Below are 21,246 nucleotides of genomic sequence, written 5' to 3'. Positions count from 1 at the left end.
ACAGATGGCTAATGTAACGCTGAGCGGCGTTTATAAGGCCTTTGGTGAGGCTGTGATTTCCAAAAATATTAATTTGGAAATCGATGACGGTGAGTTTGTTGTCTTTGTTGGTCCATCCGGGTGCGGAAAGTCAACGCTACTGCGGATGATTGCCGGTCTTGAGGATATTACCTCGGGTGAGTTGTTGATTGGCGGTAAACGGATGAATGAAGTGCCACCGTCAGAGCGCGGTATTGGCATGGTGTTTCAGTCATATGCGCTTTATCCCCATTTATCTGTAGCAGAAAACATGTCTTTCGGCCTGAAGTTGGCCGGTGCGAAGAAAGCAGAAATTAACCAACGGGTGAATCAGGTAGCTGAAGTGCTGCAACTGGCTCACCTGCTGGAACGCCGACCTAAAGCGCTATCAGGTGGTCAGCGTCAGCGTGTGGCCATCGGCCGTACCTTGGTCGCCGAGCCGGATGTCTTCCTGCTTGATGAACCGCTTTCCAACCTGGATGCGGCACTACGAGTGCAGATGCGCATTGAGATATCACGCCTCCATAAGCGCCTGCAACGCACCATGATTTACGTCACCCACGATCAGGTCGAAGCCATGACCTTGGCCGACAAAATTGTGGTGCTGGATGCCGGCAATGTGGCGCAAGTCGGTAAGCCACTGGAACTGTACCACTATCCAGCCAACCGCTTTGTTGCGGGCTTTATCGGCTCGCCAAAAATGAATTTTTTACCGGTTAAAGTGACCGCCGTTGAACCTCATCAAGTGCAGATCGAACTGCCAAATCCTAATGGCCAATTAGTGTGGCTGCCGGTGGAAGGTGAGCGAGTTCATGTCGGTGCAAATATGTCTTTGGGTATCCGCCCGGAACATCTGCTGCCAAGCAGTGCCTCTGAAGTCACGCTGGAAGGTGAAATTCAGGTGGTAGAGCAACTGGGTAATGAGACTCAAATTCACATCCAAATCCCTGCAATACGTCAAAACCTGGTCTACCGCCAGAACGACGTGGTGCTGGTAGAAGAAGGTGCAACATTCGCCATCGGTCTGCCGCCATACCGTTGTCATCTGTTCCGTGAAGATGGCACTGCGTGTAAGCGATTGTACCAAGAACTGGGCGTCTAGTTACCACGACGGTCAGTTTCGGAAAATGTTAAGCACGCATGCCGACAGGCAAATATAACAGGAGATTACTGATGACTACTCTGCGCAAGTTACCGATAGCACTGGCTGTTGCCGCTGGTGTCCTTTCCACTCAAGCTCTGGCTGTTGATTTCCACGGGTATGCGCGTTCCGGTATCGGCTGGACGGGAAGTGGCGGTGAACAGCAATGTTTCAAAGCAACCGGTGCCCAAAGCAAATACCGTCTGGGCAACGAGTGTGAAACTTATGCGGAACTTAAATTAGGCCAGGAATTGTGGAAAGAAGGCGATAAAAGCTTCTACTTAGATACCAACGTCGCCTATTCCGTTTCGCAACGTGATGACTGGGAATCCACCGATCCGGCTTTCCGCGAAGCCAATGTGCAGGGTAAGAATCTGATCGAATCCTTGCCGGGTTCCACCATGTGGGCCGGTAAACGTTTCTATCAACGTCATGACGTTCATATGATTGACTTCTACTACTGGGATATTTCCGGCCCAGGTGCAGGTTTAGAAGCCATTGATCTGGGCTTCGGTAAATTGTCTGTGGCAGCAACTCGTAACTCAGAAGCGGGTGGTTCAAGCGCCTGGATCGACAATCAACGCAAAGATGCCGACAAAACCATCAACGATGTGTATGACATCCGTTTAGCTGGTTTAGAAACTAACCCAGGTGGCTCACTGGAATTCGGTGTGGATTATGGCCGTGCCAACACCCAGGATGGATATGCTTTAGCACCCAATGCTTCTAAAGATGGCGTGATGCTGACCGCAGAACATACTCAAAGCATGATGGGTGGCTTCAACAAATTTGTGGTTCAGTATGCTACTGACTCTATGACTTCATATAACAGCGGCCATTCACAAGGGTCAGCCGTGAATAACAATGGTCACATGCTGCGTATTATCGACCACGGTGCCATCAATCTGGCAGAGAAGTGGGACATGATGTATGTCGCGTTGTATCAGGATACCGACTGGGACAATAACAACGGCACCACGTGGTACAGCGTGGGTGTGCGCCCAATGTACAAATGGACGCCAATCATGAGTACTTTACTGGAAGCGGGCTACGACAATGTTAAATCACAACGTACCGGTGACCGTAACGGCCAATACAAACTGACCCTGGCACAACAATGGCAGGCAGGTGACAGCATCTGGTCTCGTCCGGCAATCCGTGTCTTCGCAACTTATGCTAACTGGGATGAGAAGTGGGGCTATAACGATGTGGCCGGTGCGGACAATGGTCTGGCGCAAAATGGTACCTTTGATACCAATAGCCGTGGCAAGAATAACGAAGTGACTTTCGGCGCGCAATTCGAAGCCTGGTGGTAACAGAAGTGATGCAGCCGTCCTTTGGGGCGGCTGTTCTGTTTGCTGAAATATGACAGAACTAATTGGTTAACTTTGCCGACCTTGCCTGTGCACAGTTAGCGCTGACGCTCAATGTACGAGGGTATAACAATGAAAAAGAATCTGCTGACACTCTGTCTGGTATTGGCTCTGGGGGTCACCGCACCTCTTGCAGCACAAGCCGAATCAACGATTTCTCCTGCGAATGTTTCTATCGCGCCGACTATCAGTACCGCGACATTACAACAATTGCCCTGGCAGCCATTAGTGCCACCGGCGACGCAAGATATTAAATTGACTGCTTCCAGCCCGCAAATCTCGCAAGGAAATGTGGAAGGGGCGGTAGCCGCTTTTGCTTTACCCGCCGATCGTGGATCAATGGAGATCACGCTCAGCAGTTTAGTGACAGACAACCAATTATTTGCTCCGAGCGTATTAGTGTTAGACGAACAAATGCGTCCGGCGGCTTATTATCCTTCCAGCTATTTCACTTATGAAAAAGCGGGCATCATGACCAGCGATCGTTTGCAAGGAGTGATGAAGTTGACTCCGGCGCTGGGACAAAAACAGATCTACCTGCTGGTCTACACCACCCGTGATGATCTGGCTAAAACTACCAAGCTACTGGATCCAGCGAAGGCATATGCTATGGGCGTGGGTAATGCGGTGCCCGATATTCCGGATCCTATTGCCAAACATATCCCAACCGGTAATTTGAGAATTAAAGCCACTGCCGAGCAAGGCATGGGTAATGTGATGATTGGTTTAATACAGTCAACACCGGCATCAGCACCTGTGGTGGTGGGCAGCGCAGCCCAGCCTGCGGCAGTCGCAGCAAAACCGGCAGAGCCAATGCTGAGTGAGACTGAAAACTACTTCAACCAGGCGATTAAAGACGCGGTGAAAGCCGGTGATGTCGATAAGGCGCTGAAATTGTTGAACGAAGCGGAACATTTGGGCTCAACTTCAGCCCGAAAAACCTTTATTGGTAGTGTAAAAGGCAAGGGGTAAATCCCGGCACTGCCGAATATGGCTGGATGATTGGTGCGCCTCGGCGCACCTTTTTTCGTTTAGATCTAATAACAGCTACTGCGCAGGGCCTGCCCTTAAACTATTACCTCTTATTATGCTTTGTTTAGCTGCTCTTCCTCCCTCATTTAGATATTATATCGCTGATATATTCGTCGGTTAATATGCTGTTGTAGCTATGATAATCAGATGCCGCCAGCAGCCCATTCTGCGCTACAATGGCTCCCTATTGACGACTTAGCGGGGGTGGGCTTTTTATCCCCCAGCAGGGAGCAAATTGCATGTCTACCGGCGATGCATCAATTATAAAGCCTATCCAATGGTATGCCATTGAGCAGCCGAACCTACCGGCCGCTATCGCGGATTGGTTGATGGAATTAGGCTCGATGACCCGACGTTTTGAGCAACATTGCCAGCGGGTTCATGTCGAACCACAACGAGAATGCTTTATTACACGTCATGCATTAGGCGAAGATGCTGAACATCTGCCGATAAGTGAGCGCTATTGGCTGCGCGAGATTGTATTGTGTGGTGATAATGAGCCGTGGCTACTGGGGCGTACTATCATCCCCGAAGAAACACTGTCTGGCCCTGATCGGGCGCTGGTGGATTTAGGCACATTACCCCTTGGGCGCTATTTATTTGGTGGCAACAATTTAACCCGGGATTATATTCAAGTAGGGCGGCAAGAGGAGCTTTGGGCGCGCCGTTCGTTACTGCGCCTGTCAGGTAAGCCCCTGTTGTTGACGGAAGTTTTTTTACCCGCCTCGCCGCTATATTCGATTTAAGAGGGGGGAGATTTTGGAGAGTGAGAAATTGAAGGGAAGTGAATTTCAGAGCAAATGGCGGGCTTATTGCCGTTTGATGCGCATCGATAAACCCATTGGCTCATTATTACTGTTGTGGCCGACCCTCTGGGCGTTATGGTTGGCAGGGAAAGGTATTCCCGACACCAAAATATTGATTGTTTTTGTCTTGGGCGTTTTTTTTATGCGCGCGGCTGGGTGTGTCGTCAACGATTATGCTGACCGCCGCATTGACGGTTTTGTGAAACGTACCGCATCACGGCCATTGCCTAGCGGCCTTATCAGTGAGAGAGAAAGCAAAGTCCTGTTTGTCGTCTTGGTATTGCTCTCGTTTGGGTTGGTACTCACGCTCAATAGCATGACCATCTGGCTGTCATTGGCAGCACTGGCATTAGCCTGGATCTATCCCTTTATGAAGCGGGTGACACATCTGCCGCAGGTGGTCTTGGGTGCGGCCTTTGGTTGGTCAATCCCCATGGGTTTTGCCGCCGTGAGCGAAAGCTTACCTTTGGTCTGCTGGTTACTTTTATTGGCTAATATCTGCTGGACGGTGGCTTATGACACCCAATATGCGATGGTTGACCGTGATGACGATCTGAAGATTGGCGTCAAATCTACTGCGATTTTGTTTGGTCAACAGGACAAGCTGATTATTGGTTTGCTGCAACTGGCAACGCTGGTTCTGATGGTGACTATTGGCTGGCTGATGAATCTTGGCGGAGCATTTTATTGGTCAATTCTGCTGGCTGGCGCGTTGTTTGTCCACCAACAGAAAATGATTGCCGGGCGTGAACGTGACCCATGCTTCCGCGCGTTTTTGAATAATAATTATGTGGGATTGGTGTTGTTTCTCGGCATTTTCATCAGTTATCTATAAAAAAATGGCCAGATGATGAATCCGGCCATTTTGTTTTTGCTTAACAGAGCGAAGAGTTAGTTTTCTTCTTTATCCTCTGCCTCAGGTTCTGGCAGCAGGTTATTGGTTTCTGCCGGCATACTGACACTTTCAATCGTCAGCTTCACTTCCGGTGTCATCAAGGCGCTCAGCATATTGTAAACTTCCAGCGTATGTTCTTGAATTGCATCACCGCTGTCACTGATATAACCCTCTTCGCGCAATGTGCCCACCAAGGTTGAGAACACGGCTTTATCGAAGAATTCTGGTGCGTTAATCCCATGCAGCACAGACAAGCGCTGTGCCATAATGCGGCTCTCTTTCTCCAGCGCACCCCGATTGATACTTGGGTTCGCACTCAGTAATGACAGAGTAATCGCATAACGTTGCAGTGTTTCTCGCACACCCGCCGCCAGTAATTGCAGTGGGCGAATACGGGCTGGGTTCAGCACCAACTCGCTCCCTTTGTCGCAAATCAACTGCTGGCGCGCCAGTTCATCAATCAGCGTATCCAGGGTCTGTGGCAGTTGCTCTTTGCTGTAATGCAGGAATAATTCAGCTTTTAACATCGGGTAGATCATGCTGATTTGGCGTAACAACTCGGCACGGGTAATGCGTCGTTGGTACATGACCATGCTGGCAATCAGCGATGGCAGGATCAACAAGTGCTGGATGTTATTGCGATAGTAGGTCATCAGCACGGCTTGTTCCCGTGGCAGGATGATAATGTCACCAATATTGTCTTTTTCCACCTCGAACTTATTCATATTCAAGGCGTGATTAAGTAACTCTTCCGGTGTTTTATCCGGCACGGTGACATCTTTCGCATAAGGCACATTGCGCATCAGTTGCAGGTAGCAATCTAGTTGCTCAAGTAACTGCTCGCGGGTGAGTGAACGCTGACGTGAAGCTAACAATGCGGTAGAACACAAGTTCATGGCATTGGCTGCTGCCGCATTGTTAATTCGGACCATAATCTTACCGGCCAAATCATTTACCGCCGGCGTCAGCCAGCTTGGGCGCTGTGCTTCAATAGGATCGATAGCATCACGCCATTGCGGCACATTGGTATTCAGATAGGTGGTCAACGGTATTGGCTCACCAAAGTTGACGTAGCCTTGGCCGAGATTGCGCAGCTTGCGTAAGCCCCGCAACATCTGCAACAGGCTTTCTTTCTCTTTAGTCGCACCACGTAGCTCTTTGGCGTAAGTACCCACTTCCATCACATGCTCGTAACCGATGTAAATCGGCACCAAGGTGATTGGGCGTGAACCGCCGCGCAGCATAGCCTGTATGGTCATCGACAATGTGCCGGTTTTGGGCTCCAGCAGACGGCCGGTACGTGAGCGCCCACCTTCAACAAAGTATTCCACTGAGTAGCCACGAGTGAACAACTCACCCAGATATTCACGGAACACGGTGGAATAGAGCTTGTTGCCTTTAAAGGTACGGCGGATAAAGAACGCACCTAAGCGGCGGAAGATCGGGCCAGCAGGCCAGAAATTAAGGTTGATACCGGCAGCAATATGCGGCGGCACCAGCCCCTGGTGATAAAGGACATAGGAAAGCAGTAGGTAATCCATGTGGCTGCGGTGGCAAGGCACATAGACGATTTCATGGCCATCTTGCGCTAACTGCCGTACACGTTCTGCATTATGGACGTTAATCCCCTGATACAAGCGGTTCCACGTCCAGCTCAAAACCCGATCCGACAGACGCACGGCTTCATAAGAGAAGTCAGCAGCAATTTCTTCCATCAGCGTAATGGCGTTTTGCTGTGCTTTCTCATGGGAGATTTTCTTGGTGCGAGCTTCATCAGCGACCGCTTTTTCAATCGCTTTGGAGGTTAACAGCTTTTTGAATAGGTCTTGACGCGCCGGTAGGCTCGGGCCAACCGCAGCTAAACGCTGACGCGAGAAGTGCATCCGCGCTACGCGTGCCAGCTTGTGGGCAATCGTTTTATCTGTACCATGCTCACTGGCCATCCGGCGCAGTGAAACCGTGGTCGAGAAACGCACAAAGCTATCGCGGCCCAGCCACAATACTGCAAAGAATTTCTGCACACCGTTCAGTACGCGTAAATGTGGCGTACCGTGGCCTTCACGGCCTGGAGAGCGGCCAAACATCACCGACACCGGCAGCATTTGAATATCCAGCTCCGGATTATTGCGATGCAGATCGAGATAATCGTGGAATATTTTTACCGATTCCTGCTTCGGGGCGTAGTAGCGAAACACCCTTGGGCCGTTATCGATAAAGACATGGCTGGGAAGCTGCACGCCATCGATTTCCAATGGAATCAACGGGTCGGGCAGATCCTGTGCCTGACACTGCGCTCGCAAAGTCAGTAAATCAGCCTTAGAATTGTAAGGCAAAACGTACAGAATAGGACGAGACGGGTCTAACCCTAACTCAGTCACAGGATCTGCCGGAATAACCTTGCTTTTTACCAACAATTTAAGTGGTAAATTCAATAACTTATAATATATTTTACGCCAACCTGACATAACTACATGAAGCCTCTTGTTAGCAATTCGTCGCAAGGATACCAGAAACTGGTTTTGAGATCTGTGGTGATGAGACAACAGAAAGCGGCAAAAATCATCATTAACTTAAGATAAAGGCAATAAAAATGGCAAATCAGTCAACAGGATTAACCCGAATCTATAAAGCCGCTGGTTATTCTGTGAAAGGTTTAACCGCAGCCTGGAAAAATGAAGCCGCGTTTCGTCAGGAAGCAGTGGCTGCCATACTCGCTATAATACTGGCCTTCTGGCTAGATGTAGATGCCACAGCACGCATTTTATTGATCGCGAGTGTGGTGCTAGTCATCATTGTTGAAGTCATCAATAGTGCTATTGAAGCGGTGGTGGACCGCATCGGCAGTGAACTCCATGAACTATCAGGTCGTGCCAAAGATATGGGATCTGCTGCCGTGTTTCTGGCTATTTTGTTAGCGCTATTTATATGGGTAACAGTGCTTTGGCAACATGTCGGCTAAGAATGCGATAAACCACGCTGTGGATGTAAACAGTGATTAATCCCTGTTTTTATTCACTCTTTGGTTCCCAACACCCGCTTACCTGTATATACTCACAGCAAGACTGTATAAACAAACAGGGGGCGGAATGAAAGCACTTACTACCAGACAGCAAGAGGTTTATGACCTTGTGCGCGATCACCTAGCGCAAACAGGTATGCCACCGACCCGAGCCGAAATTGCGCAGCGTCTGGGGTTTCGCTCTCCTAACGCCGCTGAAGAGCATTTAAAAGCACTGGCCCGTAAGGGCGTTATCGAGATTGTCTCCGGCGCTTCTCGCGGTATCCGTCTATTGATGGAAGAAGAAGATGGTTTACCACTGATTGGCCGGGTTGCAGCAGGGGAGCCACTGTTAGCGCAGCAGCATATTGAGGGGCACTATAAAGTTGATCCCTCCATGTTTAAGCCGAGTGCGGATTTCCTGTTGCGGGTAAATGGAATGTCGATGAGAGATATCGGTATTCTGGACGGCGACTTGCTGGCAGTACATAAAACTCAAGATGTGCGTAATGGGCAAGTGGTTGTTGCGCGCATTGACGATGAAGTAACGGTAAAACGCTTGAAAAAACAAGGTAATATCGTACAACTTCTGCCAGAAAATAGTGAGTTTCAGCCGATTGTGGTCGATCTGCGTGAACAAAGTTTCACTATTGAAGGTCTAGCCGTTGGTGTCATCCGTAATGGTGACTGGATCTGATTTTCGCGTTTATTTATATACCCTTCAGTAAGAAGGGTATATAAAGAATTTTACTCCTTTCATATTTAATTCAATCTAGTTTGAGAACATTCCGATAATAAGTTATTACTTGCTGTTTTAACTGAATATTACGAGGTTTTTCTTTCTATTTATTTCTCAACTTACAGTGATTAATATTAATCTGACTTTAATTATCAGTATCCTCTGCTACAGTTATTCATACGGTAAGCGAAGCAACAATGTTTAATTTAAATTATTTACCGTATTGAATTAAATAAACTGACTAATCCCAAGGTAACGGAGATATTATGAATAAAGATCAAGCCGACGGTAACTGGAAGCAGTTTAAAGGTAAAGTGAAAGAGAAATGGGGCAAGCTAACCGATGATGACCTGACAGTCATTGAAGGTAAGCGTGACCAACTAGTGGGTAAAATCCAGGAGAAATACGGCTATCAGAAAGAGCAGGCCGAGAAAGAAGTTAAGGCCTGGGAAGATCACAGCAAATATCGCTGGTAGTCGCGTTAAACGGAATTAAACTGATATCGATATAAATAAATCGGGTCTCTGGTATCCATAGAGTACTTATTTATTAAATAACCTTTGGTTTTTATATTATTCACACTAAAATTTATTGGTGATTTTAATTATTAATAATATTCTATAGGTATCCTATTTATATCGAATTGACACAAGGAAGTGTCTTGTTTTATTTAAAACCCTATTTATTTTCTATGGTTATTATTCCACTCATATTTATCCTGTCGCCTATCTGGCGACAGTCTGCTTTTACCGTCAGGGACTATTTCTTTTTAGTCACAATAGAATGGTCATGATCACAATGATCATGGCTTTCGCATGCTTCGATTTCCCCACATTCAGCACATAAACCATGAGCTTCAACCACAGTATGGCGCAGGGTAAAGCCAGACTGTTTTGCTAACTGTGCCAGAGCTTCTTCGATACCAACAGTTGTCCGTTCAGTCACTATCTTGCAGCGATCGCAGATAAATAATGCCGAAGTATGAGTTGGCTCTTCAAAATGATGGCACAGCACATAGCTATTTGCTGACTCAACACGGTGAATAAACCCCTGCTCAAGCAAGAAATCCAATGCACGATAGACTGTTGGCGGTTTAGCTTGTGGTTCAGAAACACGCAGTAAATCCAACAGGTCATAAGCACTGATCGCACCAGGTTGTTGCGCCATCAAACGTAAGACTTCAAGACGTTGCGGTGTCAGCCGGACGTTTCGTTGTTGGCACAGGCTTTCAGCCTGAGCAAGCAGCTTTTCCTGATTGATAGGGTTCATCATGTACATCCCGCAGCATTTGAATGGTATCGATTTTATCATATTTACAGCTAATCGCCGATAGATGAAAAAAATGGGATGTCGTGGAGTGTCACAACTTTAGCAAGTTGCAGCAGCTAGCCGCGGATTGCCATATGTTGAGCTACAACTATCACTCAGGCAGCCATCATAAAGTTCTATGGTATAATCACAGATTCCTTCCCATTGTTTGGTTTGCTCAATGGGTAATTGATGCAGTCATAACCGATGAAACTACAGTAAATGTACCAAGCTCAGACTTTTTCCAGCACTCAGGCCGATAAGCCACATTACCCCCTCCAGCGTTTCTCCGTCGCGCCGATGCTCGACTGGACAGATCGCCATTGCCGCTATTTTCATCGCTTGTTGACTAAACAGACTTTGTTGTATACCGAAATGGTTACAACAGGTGCGATTATTCATGGCAAAGCTGACTATTTGGCCTATAGCGAGCAAGACCATCCCGTCGCATTACAACTGGGTGGCAGTGATCCGCAGGCATTAGCCCATTGTGCCAAGCTGGCTGAGCTTCGCGGATACAATGAAATAAACCTGAATGTCGGTTGCCCGTCTGACCGAGTGCAAAACGGCCGTTTTGGCGCTTGCTTGATGGCTGAGGCTAGTTTGGTCGCTGATTGCATAAAAGCCATGCGTGATGTGGTTTCTATTCCAGTGACGGTGAAAACTCGCATCGGGATTGATGAGCTGGATAGTTATGAGTTCTTGTGTGAATTTGTGCAAACTGTCGCGGAGCGTGGTGAGTGCGATATATTCACCATTCATGCCCGTAAAGCCTGGCTCTCAGGATTGAGTCCGAAAGAGAACCGTGAAGTACCGCCACTGGATTATGAGCGGGTTTATCAGCTTAAACGTGATTTCCCTGCACTGACCATCGCCATTAATGGTGGTGTGAAAACACTGGCTGAAGCCAAAGAGCATCTTAAACATGTTGATGGGGTGATGATGGGGCGCGAAGCTTATCAAAACCCCAGTATATTGACGCAAGTGGATCGTGAACTTTTTGACCCAAATGCGCCGGTGGTCGATAGCGTTAAAGCTATTGAAGCTCTGTTTCCTTATATCGAGCAAGAACTGTCACGTGGTGCTTATTTAGGGCATATCACTCGTCATATTCTGGGTATTTTCCAAGGGATCCCTGGCGCGCGTCAGTGGCGGCGTCATCTGAGTGAAAATGCACATAAGCCTGGAGCTGATGTTTTCGTGGTCGAACAGGCGCTGGCTCTGGTGACTCGCCCACAGCACAGTTCGTAAGAAAAGTGACTATAAGTTAGTGAAATTGACCATGCCTGCCTGTTTCTTTGGCAGGCTTATTTTTATCTAAAATAATAAAATTCAATAAGTTACCTGTTTTCTCTGGATTGGCACGTTTCTTGTAATACTCCTTATAAAATCCCCGACCTGATTGTTGTATTTAATAAAGTGATTGTGGGAAATAAACCGTTATTTAGGAGCCAGCCATGTTTGAAATTTTCTTTGTTATCGGCTTTTTTATCATGCTGATGGTGACCGGTATTTCTTTACTGGGTATCTTTGCAGCTCTCTTGGTTGCGGCGGCCTTTATGATGTTGGGTGGGTTATTTGTCATGATGATTAAGCTACTACCTTGGCTGATCCTGGCCGTTGTGGTGGTCTGGATATGGCGTTCGATGCAGAAACCCACTGTAAGGCGTTACTAAAATTTCGCTTTCTTGCGGCGGAGATCACAGCCTGAAAGATTAGTAGGATAAATCTGGGGGAAAACGTATTTTTTCTCAAACGAGCTTGCTAGGATGCAATCCGATACAGTTTGGTATCACATTTTCATCCCTGACAGAGCTAACAATAGCTGTATAAACGGCACTCAGTTCTGGCAGTCTACCCTGTAGTACCCCTACGTTTGCATTAAAGAAAGCAGTGTAGCCAGGGCTTCTAGTTGTTAGAGGCCCTGGTTATTACTTTTATAGTGTAAGGTGAATGAATAAATACTAAGTATCTAAAATATTAAATAAAGCCACATCAGAAGTGAAATCGGTAGTATCAAATATTAGCGAAAAATCGATTGTAGTTAGCAATGATATAAACTATTTGAGCGACAAATGCTTCTTTGATAACTTTCTTGTCTTCTTGACCATTGCATTTCTTTTTTATATCAAAGAAGCTTTGTTGCATTAATTGAACGGTGACATCAGTAGACTTTTGAAATGCAGATAAACTATTGTTTTCACCCAATTCACTGAGTAATAAATCAAACCTTTCATCAGCAAAGTCTCGTAGTATCTGGAGTTCTTCATTGTTAATTCTATTATCACAATAAAATTCGTTCAGTAGTGTTTTTATATCTCTATTGATTTCTGCATCATGCATAATTAAAACCTCAATGTATGTAATGAAATTATGTTACTTAACGATTACAAACTGAGGATATATAGATAATCCAGGGAGGACAATCAGGATACACAGGTTAATGGTCTAAAAGTAATAGTAAATAAGTTTTTTAATAAACTATCATTGTAAATAATGGATAGTCATATTTAACTATCCATTATTGGCGAAAGTTTTTAATTAAGGAACATTAATTACGGAATAAGCAGGCTTGAGCCGGTTGTCTGACGACTTTCTAATATTTCATGAGCACGGCGGGCATCACTTAGCGGGAATTGCTGAGCTTTGGCTACATCCACATTAATTGCACCACTGATAATCAGTGAGAACAGTTCGTGGCTGGCGCTTTCCAGCTCTTGCCGGTTAGTGACATAAACATTAAGAGATGGGCGGGTCACATACAGCGCGCCTTTTTGGTTGAGTATAGCAAGGTCTACCCCTGTCACCGGGCCAGAGGCATTACCAAAGCTGACCATTAAGCCTCTGCGTTTAAGGCTACTAAGTGAGTCTAGCCAGGTGCTTTTGCCCACCGAGTCATATACCACATCCACTTTTTCGCCATTCGTCAGTTCAGCTACGCGTTCGGCGATATTTTCTGTACGGTAGTTGATGGTAGCCCACGCCCCGTTGGCTTTAGCCAATTCTGCTTTTTCATCAGAACCGACTGTGCCAATTAACCTGGCACCCAGCGCTTTTGCCCATTGGCAGGCAATTAACCCGACACCACCCGCTGCCGCATGGAATAAGAACACCTGGCCGGGTTTGATTTCATAAGTTTGGCGCAATAAATATTGAACAGTCAGCCCTTTAAGGAAGGAAGCAGCGGCTTGTTCAAAAGAGATTTGTTCTGGAAGCAGGGCAACTTTCTCCGCAGCAACATTATGTACTTCACTGTAAGCACCGAGAGTTGACTGAGCATAAACTACCCGATCACCCACTTTTAGCGAGTTAACCGCCGTACCTACTTTTGTCACGATCCCAGCGGCTTCTGTTCCCAGCCCACTCGGGAAGTGTGGCGGTGCGTAAAGGCCGCTACGCACATAGGTATCAATATAGTTAATTCCGATAGCTTTGTTTTCTACCTGAACTTCATGCGCCGCGGGGTTCGCCGGGGTGAAATCGAGATATTGCAATACTTCCGGCCCACCCGTGGTGCTAAATTGAATATGCTTTGCCATGTTAGCTCCTTTACGATAGATATTTTTTACCCTACAGGGTTCTACACGAGGAGCCAAGATCTTGCTAATACCGATAAGTAATAGGGAATTCATAATTACCCTTCGGGTATCATCGCGTATACTAAGCGGCACTATTTTCCTATCGCAACCATTATCCTATCGCAAGAGGTAAAGAACACTTTTCATGGCAGCAAAAAAACCAACCAACAATATGACAGAGCCACGCGATCGCCAGATGGAAGGGCTGAAACTCCCGCCTCATTCTCTGGAGGCAGAGCAGTCCGTGTTGGGCGGTTTGATGCTGGACAACGAGCGCTGGGATAATGTCTCTGAGCGCGTAGCCAGCAAGGACTTTTTCAGCCGCCCACATCGCCGAATCTTTACTGAAATGCAGCGTTTGCTGGAAAACAGCAAGCCAATCGATTTGATCACGCTTTCTGAGTCACTGGAGCAAAAGGGTGATTTGGAGTCGGTAGGCGGTTTCGCCTATCTGGCAGAGTTATCAAAAAACACACCAAGTGCAGCGAATATCGGCGCTTATGCTGACATCGTTCGCGAACGTGCAGTTGTACGTGAAATGATCTCGGTCGCGAATGAGATCGCCGATGCCGGTTATGATCCGCAAGGGCGTAGCAGTGAAGATCTGTTGGATCTGGCCGAATCGAAGGTGTTCCAGATTGCCGAAAGCCGTGCCAATAAAGATGAAGGGCCGAAAAGTGTCGATCAGATCCTCGAAGCCACGGTGGCGCGTATTGAGCAGCTCTATCAGCGGCCACATGATGGCGTTACCGGGGTTTCAACCGGTTTTACCGATTTGGATAAGAAAACAGCTGGCTTGCAGAAGTCAGATTTGATTATTGTCGCCGCGCGCCCGTCGATGGGAAAAACCACCTTTGCGATGAACCTGTGCGAAAACGCCGCGATGATGCAGGAAAAGCCAGTATTGATCTTCAGTCTGGAGATGCCAGGCGATCAGATCATGATGCGTATGTTGGCGTCATTGTCCCATGTTGATCAGACGCGTATCCGTACCGGTCAGCTCGATGATGAGGATTGGGCACGGATTTCGAGCACCATGGGCATATTGATGGAAAAGCGCAATATGTACATTGATGACTCCTCCGGCCTGACTCCGACAGAAGTGCGCTCCCGTGCGCGACGTATTTTCCGCGAACATGGTGGGTTGAGCCTGATTATGATCGACTACCTGCAATTGATGCGGGTACCGTCGCTTTCGGATAACCGTACCTTGGAAATTGCCGAAATCTCACGTTCCCTGAAAGCATTGGCAAAAGAGCTACAAGTGCCGGTGGTGGCACTTTCTCAGCTTAACCGTAGCTTGGAGCAACGTGCGGATAAACGACCCGTCAACTCCGACTTACGTGAATCAGGTTCAATCGAGCAGGATGCCGACTTAATCATGTTTATTTATCGTGATGAGGTGTATCACGAAAACAGTGATGAGAAAGGGATTGCGCAGATTATTTTGGGTAAACAGCGTAACGGCCCGATCGGTTCTGTTCGACTGAAGTTTAATGGTCAATGGTCGCGCTTTGATAACTACGCAGGCCCGCAATACGATGATGAGTAGTGAATAATATCAATAATTAAGGATAAGAAATGAAAGCGGCAACAGCAGTAATCGACCGCCGCGCTCTGCGACATAACTTGCAACAGGTACGGCGTATAGCGCCGCAAAGCCGCCTGATTGCTGTTGTGAAAGCAAACGCTTATGGCCACGGGTTATTAGAAACAGCGCATACTTTGCAGGATGCAGATTGCTACGGTGTAGCACGGATCGGTGAAGCATTGATGCTCCGATCCGGTGGGATCGTGAAACCGATTTTGTTGTTGGAAGGATTCTTTGCGGCAGAAGATCTCCCTATTCTAGCGGCTAATTGCATTGAAACTGCGGTACATAGCATTGAACAATTGGAAGCGCTGGAAGTTGCCGAGCTCTCTGCTCCTATCCATGTTTGGATGAAGCTGGATACTGGCATGCACCGTTTGGGGGTGCGCCCAGAACACGCCGAGGCGTTCTATCAGCGCTTAAGCGCGTGTAAGAATGTTATTCAGCCAGTCAATATCATGAGCCACTTTAGCCGGGCGGATGAGCCGCAAGTGGATACCACTCGCCAGCAACTGGACTGTTTTGATACTTTCGTCGCCAATAAGCTTGGCAAGCAATCTATCGCGGCATCTGGTGGCATTTTGCTGTGGCCAGAAGCGCACCGTGATTGGGTTCGCCCGGGAATCATACTGTATGGGGTTTCACCAATGGATGAGCCTTATGCCAGTCATTTCGAACTAAAACCCGCGATGGCATTGAAATCCAGCCTGATTGCGGTGCGTGAGCATAAAGCCGGTGAACCTGTTGGTTATGGCGGTACTTGGGTGAGTGAGCGCGATACCTGCCTGGGTGTGGTGGCGATCGGCTACGGCGATGGTTATCCGCGCAGCGCCCCTTCAGGCACCCCGATGTGGCTAAATGGCCGCGAGGTTGGCATTGTGGGCCGGGTTTCAATGGATATGATTTCTGTTGATCTCGGGCCAAATGCGACAGATAAAGTGGGCGACGAGGTATTGCTGTGGGGAGCTGAATTGCCGGTTGAAAAAATTGCAGCGTGCACAGGTATCAGCGCCTACGAATTGATTACTAAGCTGACCTCCCGCGTCGCGATGGAATATTTAGGGGAATAAGGTAAGCTGCCTAATCAAGGTATAAACAATTATTATTTAATTCAGGAGAGCAGCGCCGTGTTCCAAAATGTTGACGCCTACGCAGGTGACCCGATCCTGTCGCTGATGGAAAGTTTTAAAGCCGATAACCGTGCTCATAAAGTGAATTTGAGTATCGGGCTTTATTACAATGAACTGGGTGAAATTCCGCTGATGCAAGCGGTTCAAGTTGCTGAATCACAATTGAATGTTCAGCCACATGGAACACCGGTCTATTTGCCAATGGAAGGTCTACACTCCTATCGTACTGCTATCCAGCAGCTATTATTTGGTGCAGATCATCCGATGTTGGTACAGCAGCGAGTGGCGACAATTCAAACCGTGGGTGGATCCGGCGCATTAAAAGTCGGTGCTGATTTCCTGAATCATTATTTCCCTGATTCTCAGGTCTGGGTCAGTGATCCTACTTGGGAAAACCACGTTGCTATCTTTAGCGGTGCAGGTTTTAAGGTAAATACCTACCCGTATTTTGATAACGATAAGCTGGGCGTGAAGTTTGATCAAATGCTGGCCGCACTGCAGCAATTACCCGCCAAAAGTATTGTGTTATTGCATCCTTGCTGCCATAACCCGACGGGATCGGATCTCACTAATGCACAATGGGATCAAGTGATTGAAGTGGCTAAAAGCCGGGATCTGATCCCCTTCCTGGATATCGCTTATCAAGGTTTTGGTGCCGGGCTGAATGAAGATGCTTATGCTATCCGCGCGATGGCAGCAGCTGAGTTACCCTGTTTGATCAGTAACTCTTTCTCTAAAATCTTCTCTTTGTATAACGAGCGAGTCGGCGGCTTGTCTGTGGTGTGTGAGAGTGAAGAAGTTGCGGGCCGTGTATTAGGGCAACTGAAAGCCACCGTTCGCCGTAACTATTCCAGCCCACCAAACTTTGGTGCGCAAGTGGTTTCCAAAGTGCTGCATGACAGCGAATTGCGCGCGCAATGGCAGGCTGAAGTGGAGCAAATGCGCCTGCGTATTATTGAAATGCGCAGCACGTTGGTTGAAGCCTTGAAAGCCTCATTACCCAATCGCAATTTTGGCTACTTGCTGCAACAGCGCGGGATGTTCAGCTACACCGGTTTTAGCGCAGCACAGGTGGATCGCCTGCGTGAAGAGTTTGGTGTGTATCTGATTGCCAGTGGCAGGATGTGTATGGCGGGCGTCAATCACAGTAATGTTCAGCGTGTTGCGGCAGCTTTTGCGGCAGTGCAGTAATCAAATATCCACGTGATTTACAGTAAGGCGATAGCAATATCGCCTTTTTTGTTTATTTTTTTCGCCACCTTTCCGTGAGTTACCTTTATCTTCTACTTGTTTAGTCCAAGACCGATGGCTGTAAATCGATTAAAGAATATACTAATTGATGTGGTTGATACATGCCAAACGATCATTCATTGCTCACAGTAAATCTGTTGTCAAAGGTGCAAACTGATGCTTCAGCATGTGTAACTGTTCAATGAAGCCTTTATGGAATAAATAGCTTATGAGGCCGTTTCGCGAGACGGTACCGGCCCATTACAGGAGATATCCACATGAATAATTCAGCATTACTGGAATACTGCATGTCCAAACCTGGGGCAGAGCAGAGCGACCATGAGAAGTGGCAGGCGAATCAGATTAAAGTAGCAGATGTGATGTTTGCTATGGTAGGCGAGACGGCAGGACGCCCCTCTATCTCATTGAAAACCAGCCCTGAATTGGCAGAAAGCCTGAGAGAGCAACATCCGGAGATCGTGCCGAGTGAACACTTGAACAAAGCGCACTGGAACACGGTGTTTCTGGATGGCAAATTACCAAACTCACAGTTCTATTCGCTAATAGACCGCTCTTATCAATTGGTTTTACAGGGATTGCCCGAACATCGGCGGCAAGAGTTAGTTGTCTGAAGGTTAAAATAGCACTCCAGGACAACTGACTGATTGCCCCGGAGCGCTCATTTAATGGCTACTTACGCTGCAACATAGGTTTGAGGAATCGGGCCGTATGTGATGCTGCGCATTCTGCGACGGTCTCTGGCGTGCCGGAAACCAAAATCTCGCCGCCGCCACTGCCGCCCTCTGGCCCCAGATCAACAATCCAGTCTGCGGTTTTAATCACATCCAGATTATGCTCAATGACCACAATGGTATTGCCCTGATCCCGCAACTGATGTAATACCGCCAATAGCTGCTGAATATCAGCAAAGTGTAAGCCAGTAGTCGGCTCGTCCAGAATATAGAGTGTCTGGCCAGTGCCGCGTTTTGACAGTTCGCGCGACAGTTTGACGCGCTGTGCTTCCCCGCCCGATAGGGTAGTTGCCGACTGGCCCAGACAAATATACGACAGGCCAACATCCATCAAGGTTTGCAGCTTACGCGCCAATGCCGGAACAGCATCAAAGAACTCACGTGCTTCTTCGATAGTCATCGCCAACACTTCGTGAATACTCTTACCTTTGTATTTCACTTCCAGCGTTTCGCGGTTATAGCGCTTGCCTTTACATTGGTCGCAAGGCACGTAAATGTCAGGCAGGAAGTGCATTTCAACTTTAATCACCCCATCACCCTGACAGGCTTCACAGCGGCCGCCTTTCACGTTAAAACTGAAACGACCTGGCGTGTAGCCGCGGGCGCGTGACTCAGGTACTCCCGCAAATAGTTCACGAATAGGGGTAAAGATACCGGTATAGGTTGCCGGGTTAGAGCGCGGTGTGCGGCCAATTGGGCTTTGGTCGATATCGATAACTTTATCGAAATGCTCCAGCCCTTGAATATCACGATACGGAGCCGGTTCATTACTGGTTGCCCCGTTCAACTGGCGCTGTGCAATGCAATATAAAGTATCGTTGATTAGCGTCGATTTACCTGAGCCAGAAACACCGGTAATGCAGCTAAATAACCCAACGGGCAGCGTGAGAGTGACATCTTTCAGGTTGTTACCGCTGGCACCAATCAACTTCAACACTTTGCTCGGGTCACCTGCCACGCGTTGAGCTGGAATGGCAATTTCCCGCTTACCGCTGAGGAACTGGCCAGTGAGTGATTCGGGGGCTGCCATAATGTCATCAACAGTCCCTTCTGCAACCACTTCACCACCATGCACACCAGCACCAGGGCCGATATCAATCACATGGTCGGCGGCACGAATCGCATCTTCATCATGCTCCACCACAATCACGGTATTCCCCAGATTGCGCAGATGAATCAGTGTTTCGAGCAAACGTTCATTATCGCGCTGATGCAAACCGATGGACGGCTCATCAAGCACATACATCACACCCACTAAACCGGCACCAATCTGGCTGGCCAGACGAATACGCTGCGCTTCACCACCGGAGAGGGTTTCCGCAGAGCGGGACAGTGACAGGTAATTCAGCCCGACGTTAACCAGGAACTTCAGTCGGTCGCCAATTTCTTTTAGTACTTTCTCGGCAATCTGCGCCCGCTGGCCGCTGAGTTTCATATTCTGGAAGAAGCTCAGCGCATGACCGATGCTCAGTTCTGAGATTTCCGGCAATGTGGTGTTTTCGACAAAGACATAACGTGCTTCACGGCGTAGGCGTGTGCCATGACATGAAGTACAGGAGCGATTACTGATGAATTTAGCCAGCTCTTCGCGCACCGCACTGGATTCCGTCTCTTTATAACGGCGCTCCATATTGTGCAGCACACCTTCAAATGGATGGCGGCGTACCGTGGTATCACCACGGTCGTTAATGTATTTGAATTCAATGGTATCTTTGCCAGATCCATACAGCACGGCTTTCTGGATGGTGGTATCCAATGAGTTAAACGGTGCTTCTATATCAAACTTATAATGATCAGCCAGTGACCGTAGCATTTGGAAGTAATAGAAGTTGCGGCGATCCCAACCTCGAATTGCGCCCCCAGCCAGTGACAGCTCAGGGTTTTGGAGCACACGGTCTGGATCAAAGAACTGCTGTACACCCAGACCATCACAGGTTGGGCAAGCACCGGCCGGGTTGTTAAAGGAGAACAGACGCGGCTCCAACTCGCTCATGCTATAGCCGCAAATTGGGCAGGCAAAGTTAGCGGAGAACAGCAGTTCTTCGGCGTGAGGATCGTCCATATCGGCAACTACGGCAGTACCACCGGAAAGTTCCAATGCGGTTTCAAATGATTCAGCCAGACGCTGAGCCAGATCTTCGCGCACTTTAAAACGATCGACCACCACTTCAATGGTATGTTTCTTTTGCAGTTCTAATTTGGGTGGATCAGACAGATCGCAAACCTCGCCATCGATCCGCGCCCGGATATAGCCCTGCATCGCCAAATTTTCCAGTGTCTTGGTATGTTCGCCTTTGCGATCTTTTACCACTGGCGCCAGTAGCATCAGGCGGCGGCCTTCTGGCTGGCTGATGACGTTATCCACCATCTGGCTGACTGTTTGCGCGGCAAGCGGTACATCATGATCCGGACAGCGCGGCTCGCCGACGCGGGCGAACAGTAAACGCAGGTAATCATGAATTTCAGTGATAGTGCCCACGGTAGAACGCGGGTTATGGGAGGTCGATTTTTGCTCGATGGAGATGGCCGGAGAGAGACCTTCAATATGGTCGACATCCGGTTTTTCCATCAGCGATAGAAATTGGCGCGCATAGGCGGAGAGAGACTCAACATAGCGGCGTTGGCCCTCGGCATACAGGGTATCAAAAGCCAGTG

Annotated in this window: 19 protein-coding genes; 14 read left to right on the top strand and 5 right to left on the bottom strand. The window is 48.1% G+C overall.

Annotated features, from left to right (window positions below; genetic code table 11):
* Nucleotides 1-4 precede the first annotated feature (4 nt).
* The 5 genes from malK to ubiA all read left to right on the top strand — a co-directional run bounded on the left by malK (nt 5) and on the right by ubiA (nt 5,205).
* Nucleotides 5-1,120, top strand: a complete 1,116-nt coding sequence (gene malK / locus ACNSO8_RS20960; protein ID WP_005165719.1) for a maltose/maltodextrin ABC transporter ATP-binding protein MalK — start codon at nt 5-7, stop codon at nt 1,118-1,120.
* A 71-nt stretch (nt 1,121-1,191) separates the two neighbouring features.
* The gene (locus tag ACNSO8_RS20955) at nt 1,192-2,475 is read left to right on the top strand and encodes a maltoporin (protein ID WP_019080120.1); all 1,284 of its coding nucleotides are present in this window, start codon (nt 1,192-1,194) and stop codon (nt 2,473-2,475) included.
* A gap of 129 nt (nt 2,476-2,604) precedes the next feature.
* A complete protein-coding gene (gene malM / locus ACNSO8_RS20950) occupies nt 2,605-3,504 on the top strand; it encodes a maltose operon protein MalM (RefSeq protein ID WP_050159645.1) in 900 nt (299 codons plus the stop codon).
* A 299-nt stretch (nt 3,505-3,803) separates the two neighbouring features.
* Nucleotides 3,804-4,310 carry a chorismate lyase gene (gene ubiC, locus ACNSO8_RS20945; protein ID WP_019080118.1) on the top strand — a complete coding sequence of 169 codons (507 nt, stop codon included), beginning with the start codon at nt 3,804-3,806 and terminating at the stop codon, nt 4,308-4,310.
* A 28-nt stretch (nt 4,311-4,338) separates the two neighbouring features.
* Nucleotides 4,339-5,205: a 4-hydroxybenzoate octaprenyltransferase gene (ubiA, locus tag ACNSO8_RS20940; protein WP_026017914.1), complete on the top strand. Its 867-nt coding sequence runs from the start codon at nt 4,339-4,341 to the stop codon at nt 5,203-5,205.
* 56 nt (nt 5,206-5,261) lie between these two features.
* On the opposite strand, the gene plsB is transcribed toward ubiA, so the two are convergent.
* Nucleotides 5,262-7,730 carry a glycerol-3-phosphate 1-O-acyltransferase PlsB gene (gene plsB / locus ACNSO8_RS20935; protein WP_005174551.1) on the bottom strand — a complete coding sequence of 823 codons (2,469 nt, stop codon included), beginning with the start codon at nt 7,728-7,730 and terminating at the stop codon, nt 5,262-5,264.
* Nucleotides 7,731-7,855: 125 nt separating this feature from the next.
* On the opposite strand from plsB, the gene ACNSO8_RS20930 reads away from it, so the two are divergent.
* The 3 genes from ACNSO8_RS20930 to ACNSO8_RS20920 all read left to right on the top strand — a co-directional run bounded on the left by ACNSO8_RS20930 (nt 7,856) and on the right by ACNSO8_RS20920 (nt 9,478).
* Nucleotides 7,856-8,224 (top strand): diacylglycerol kinase, encoded by a 369-nt coding sequence (locus ACNSO8_RS20930; RefSeq protein ID WP_019080115.1) that lies wholly within the window; start codon nt 7,856-7,858, stop codon nt 8,222-8,224.
* Nucleotides 8,225-8,351: 127 nt separating this feature from the next.
* Nucleotides 8,352-8,960, top strand: coding sequence for a transcriptional repressor LexA (gene lexA, locus ACNSO8_RS20925; protein ID WP_004704739.1), 609 nt, complete (start codon nt 8,352-8,354; stop codon nt 8,958-8,960).
* Between the two features lie 308 nt (nt 8,961-9,268).
* Nucleotides 9,269-9,478: a CsbD family protein gene (locus ACNSO8_RS20920; protein WP_004391853.1), complete on the top strand. Its 210-nt coding sequence runs from the start codon at nt 9,269-9,271 to the stop codon at nt 9,476-9,478.
* Nucleotides 9,479-9,761: 283 nt separating this feature from the next.
* Here ACNSO8_RS20920 and zur read toward each other — a convergent pair whose 3' ends face one another.
* Nucleotides 9,762-10,271: a zinc uptake transcriptional repressor Zur gene (zur, locus tag ACNSO8_RS20915; RefSeq protein ID WP_046051957.1), complete on the bottom strand. Its 510-nt coding sequence runs from the start codon at nt 10,269-10,271 to the stop codon at nt 9,762-9,764.
* 261 nt (nt 10,272-10,532) lie between these two features.
* On the opposite strand from zur, the gene dusA reads away from it, so the two are divergent.
* Complete coding sequence (gene dusA, locus ACNSO8_RS20910) at nt 10,533-11,561, top strand: tRNA dihydrouridine(20/20a) synthase DusA (RefSeq protein ID WP_418395773.1); 1,029 nt, start codon at nt 10,533-10,535, stop codon at nt 11,559-11,561.
* Between the two features lie 206 nt (nt 11,562-11,767).
* The gene (pspG, locus tag ACNSO8_RS20905) at nt 11,768-11,986 is read left to right on the top strand and encodes an envelope stress response protein PspG (RefSeq protein WP_005165239.1); all 219 of its coding nucleotides are present in this window, start codon (nt 11,768-11,770) and stop codon (nt 11,984-11,986) included.
* Between the two features lie 340 nt (nt 11,987-12,326).
* On the opposite strand, the gene ACNSO8_RS20900 is transcribed toward pspG, so the two are convergent.
* Nucleotides 12,327-12,653 carry a hypothetical protein gene (locus tag ACNSO8_RS20900; RefSeq protein WP_050158566.1) on the bottom strand — a complete coding sequence of 109 codons (327 nt, stop codon included), beginning with the start codon at nt 12,651-12,653 and terminating at the stop codon, nt 12,327-12,329.
* Between the two features lie 212 nt (nt 12,654-12,865).
* Entirely contained in the window at nt 12,866-13,849 is a 984-nt protein-coding gene (locus ACNSO8_RS20895; RefSeq protein ID WP_263697218.1) for a quinone oxidoreductase, read from the bottom strand.
* A gap of 184 nt (nt 13,850-14,033) precedes the next feature.
* Between ACNSO8_RS20895 and dnaB the strand changes: the two genes are divergently transcribed.
* The 4 genes from dnaB to ACNSO8_RS20875 all read left to right on the top strand — a co-directional run bounded on the left by dnaB (nt 14,034) and on the right by ACNSO8_RS20875 (nt 18,471).
* Nucleotides 14,034-15,440, top strand: coding sequence for a replicative DNA helicase (gene dnaB, locus ACNSO8_RS20890; protein WP_005165232.1), 1,407 nt, complete (start codon nt 14,034-14,036; stop codon nt 15,438-15,440).
* A 29-nt stretch (nt 15,441-15,469) separates the two neighbouring features.
* The gene (gene alr / locus ACNSO8_RS20885) at nt 15,470-16,549 is read left to right on the top strand and encodes an alanine racemase (protein ID WP_418395772.1); all 1,080 of its coding nucleotides are present in this window, start codon (nt 15,470-15,472) and stop codon (nt 16,547-16,549) included.
* A gap of 57 nt (nt 16,550-16,606) precedes the next feature.
* Complete coding sequence (locus ACNSO8_RS20880; protein WP_418395771.1) at nt 16,607-17,800, top strand: amino acid aminotransferase; 1,194 nt, start codon at nt 16,607-16,609, stop codon at nt 17,798-17,800.
* Nucleotides 17,801-18,117: 317 nt separating this feature from the next.
* Nucleotides 18,118-18,471: an MmcQ/YjbR family DNA-binding protein gene (locus ACNSO8_RS20875; RefSeq protein WP_019082203.1), complete on the top strand. Its 354-nt coding sequence runs from the start codon at nt 18,118-18,120 to the stop codon at nt 18,469-18,471.
* Nucleotides 18,472-18,529: 58 nt separating this feature from the next.
* Here the strand turns inward: ACNSO8_RS20875 and uvrA are convergent, their stop codons facing one another.
* A complete protein-coding gene (gene uvrA / locus ACNSO8_RS20870; RefSeq protein ID WP_418395770.1) occupies nt 18,530-21,244 on the bottom strand; it encodes an excinuclease ABC subunit UvrA in 2,715 nt (904 codons plus the stop codon).
* Nucleotides 21,245-21,246: the final 2 nt, after the last annotated feature.

This window comes from Yersinia sp. LJYL362 (assembly GCF_048323875.1).
This window is presented reverse-complemented; position numbering and strand designations above follow the sequence as displayed.

Bases quoted from the DNA above. Each gene is read 5' to 3' on its own strand.
- ACNSO8_RS20930 (WP_019080115.1), top strand. From the start codon at position 7,856: ATGGCAAATCAGTCAACAGGATTAACCCGAATCTATAAAGCCGCTGGT.
- zur (WP_046051957.1), bottom strand. From the start codon at position 10,271: ATGAACCCTATCAATCAGGAAAAGCTGCTTGCTCAGGCTGAAAGCCTG.
- ACNSO8_RS20955 (WP_019080120.1), top strand. From the start codon at position 1,192: ATGACTACTCTGCGCAAGTTACCGATAGCACTGGCTGTTGCCGCTGGT.
- alr (WP_418395772.1), top strand. From the start codon at position 15,470: ATGAAAGCGGCAACAGCAGTAATCGACCGCCGCGCTCTGCGACATAAC.
- malM (WP_050159645.1), top strand. From the start codon at position 2,605: ATGAAAAAGAATCTGCTGACACTCTGTCTGGTATTGGCTCTGGGGGTC.
- ACNSO8_RS20900 (WP_050158566.1), bottom strand. From the start codon at position 12,653: ATGCATGATGCAGAAATCAATAGAGATATAAAAACACTACTGAACGAA.
- pspG (WP_005165239.1), top strand. From the start codon at position 11,768: ATGTTTGAAATTTTCTTTGTTATCGGCTTTTTTATCATGCTGATGGTG.
- plsB (WP_005174551.1), bottom strand. From the start codon at position 7,730: ATGTCAGGTTGGCGTAAAATATATTATAAGTTATTGAATTTACCACTT.
- dnaB (WP_005165232.1), top strand. From the start codon at position 14,034: ATGGCAGCAAAAAAACCAACCAACAATATGACAGAGCCACGCGATCGC.
- ACNSO8_RS20920 (WP_004391853.1), top strand. From the start codon at position 9,269: ATGAATAAAGATCAAGCCGACGGTAACTGGAAGCAGTTTAAAGGTAAA.
- ubiC (WP_019080118.1), top strand. From the start codon at position 3,804: ATGTCTACCGGCGATGCATCAATTATAAAGCCTATCCAATGGTATGCC.
- malK (WP_005165719.1), top strand. From the start codon at position 5: ATGGCTAATGTAACGCTGAGCGGCGTTTATAAGGCCTTTGGTGAGGCT.
- ACNSO8_RS20875 (WP_019082203.1), top strand. From the start codon at position 18,118: ATGAATAATTCAGCATTACTGGAATACTGCATGTCCAAACCTGGGGCA.
- lexA (WP_004704739.1), top strand. From the start codon at position 8,352: ATGAAAGCACTTACTACCAGACAGCAAGAGGTTTATGACCTTGTGCGC.
- ACNSO8_RS20895 (WP_263697218.1), bottom strand. From the start codon at position 13,849: ATGGCAAAGCATATTCAATTTAGCACCACGGGTGGGCCGGAAGTATTG.
- dusA (WP_418395773.1), top strand. From the start codon at position 10,533: ATGTACCAAGCTCAGACTTTTTCCAGCACTCAGGCCGATAAGCCACAT.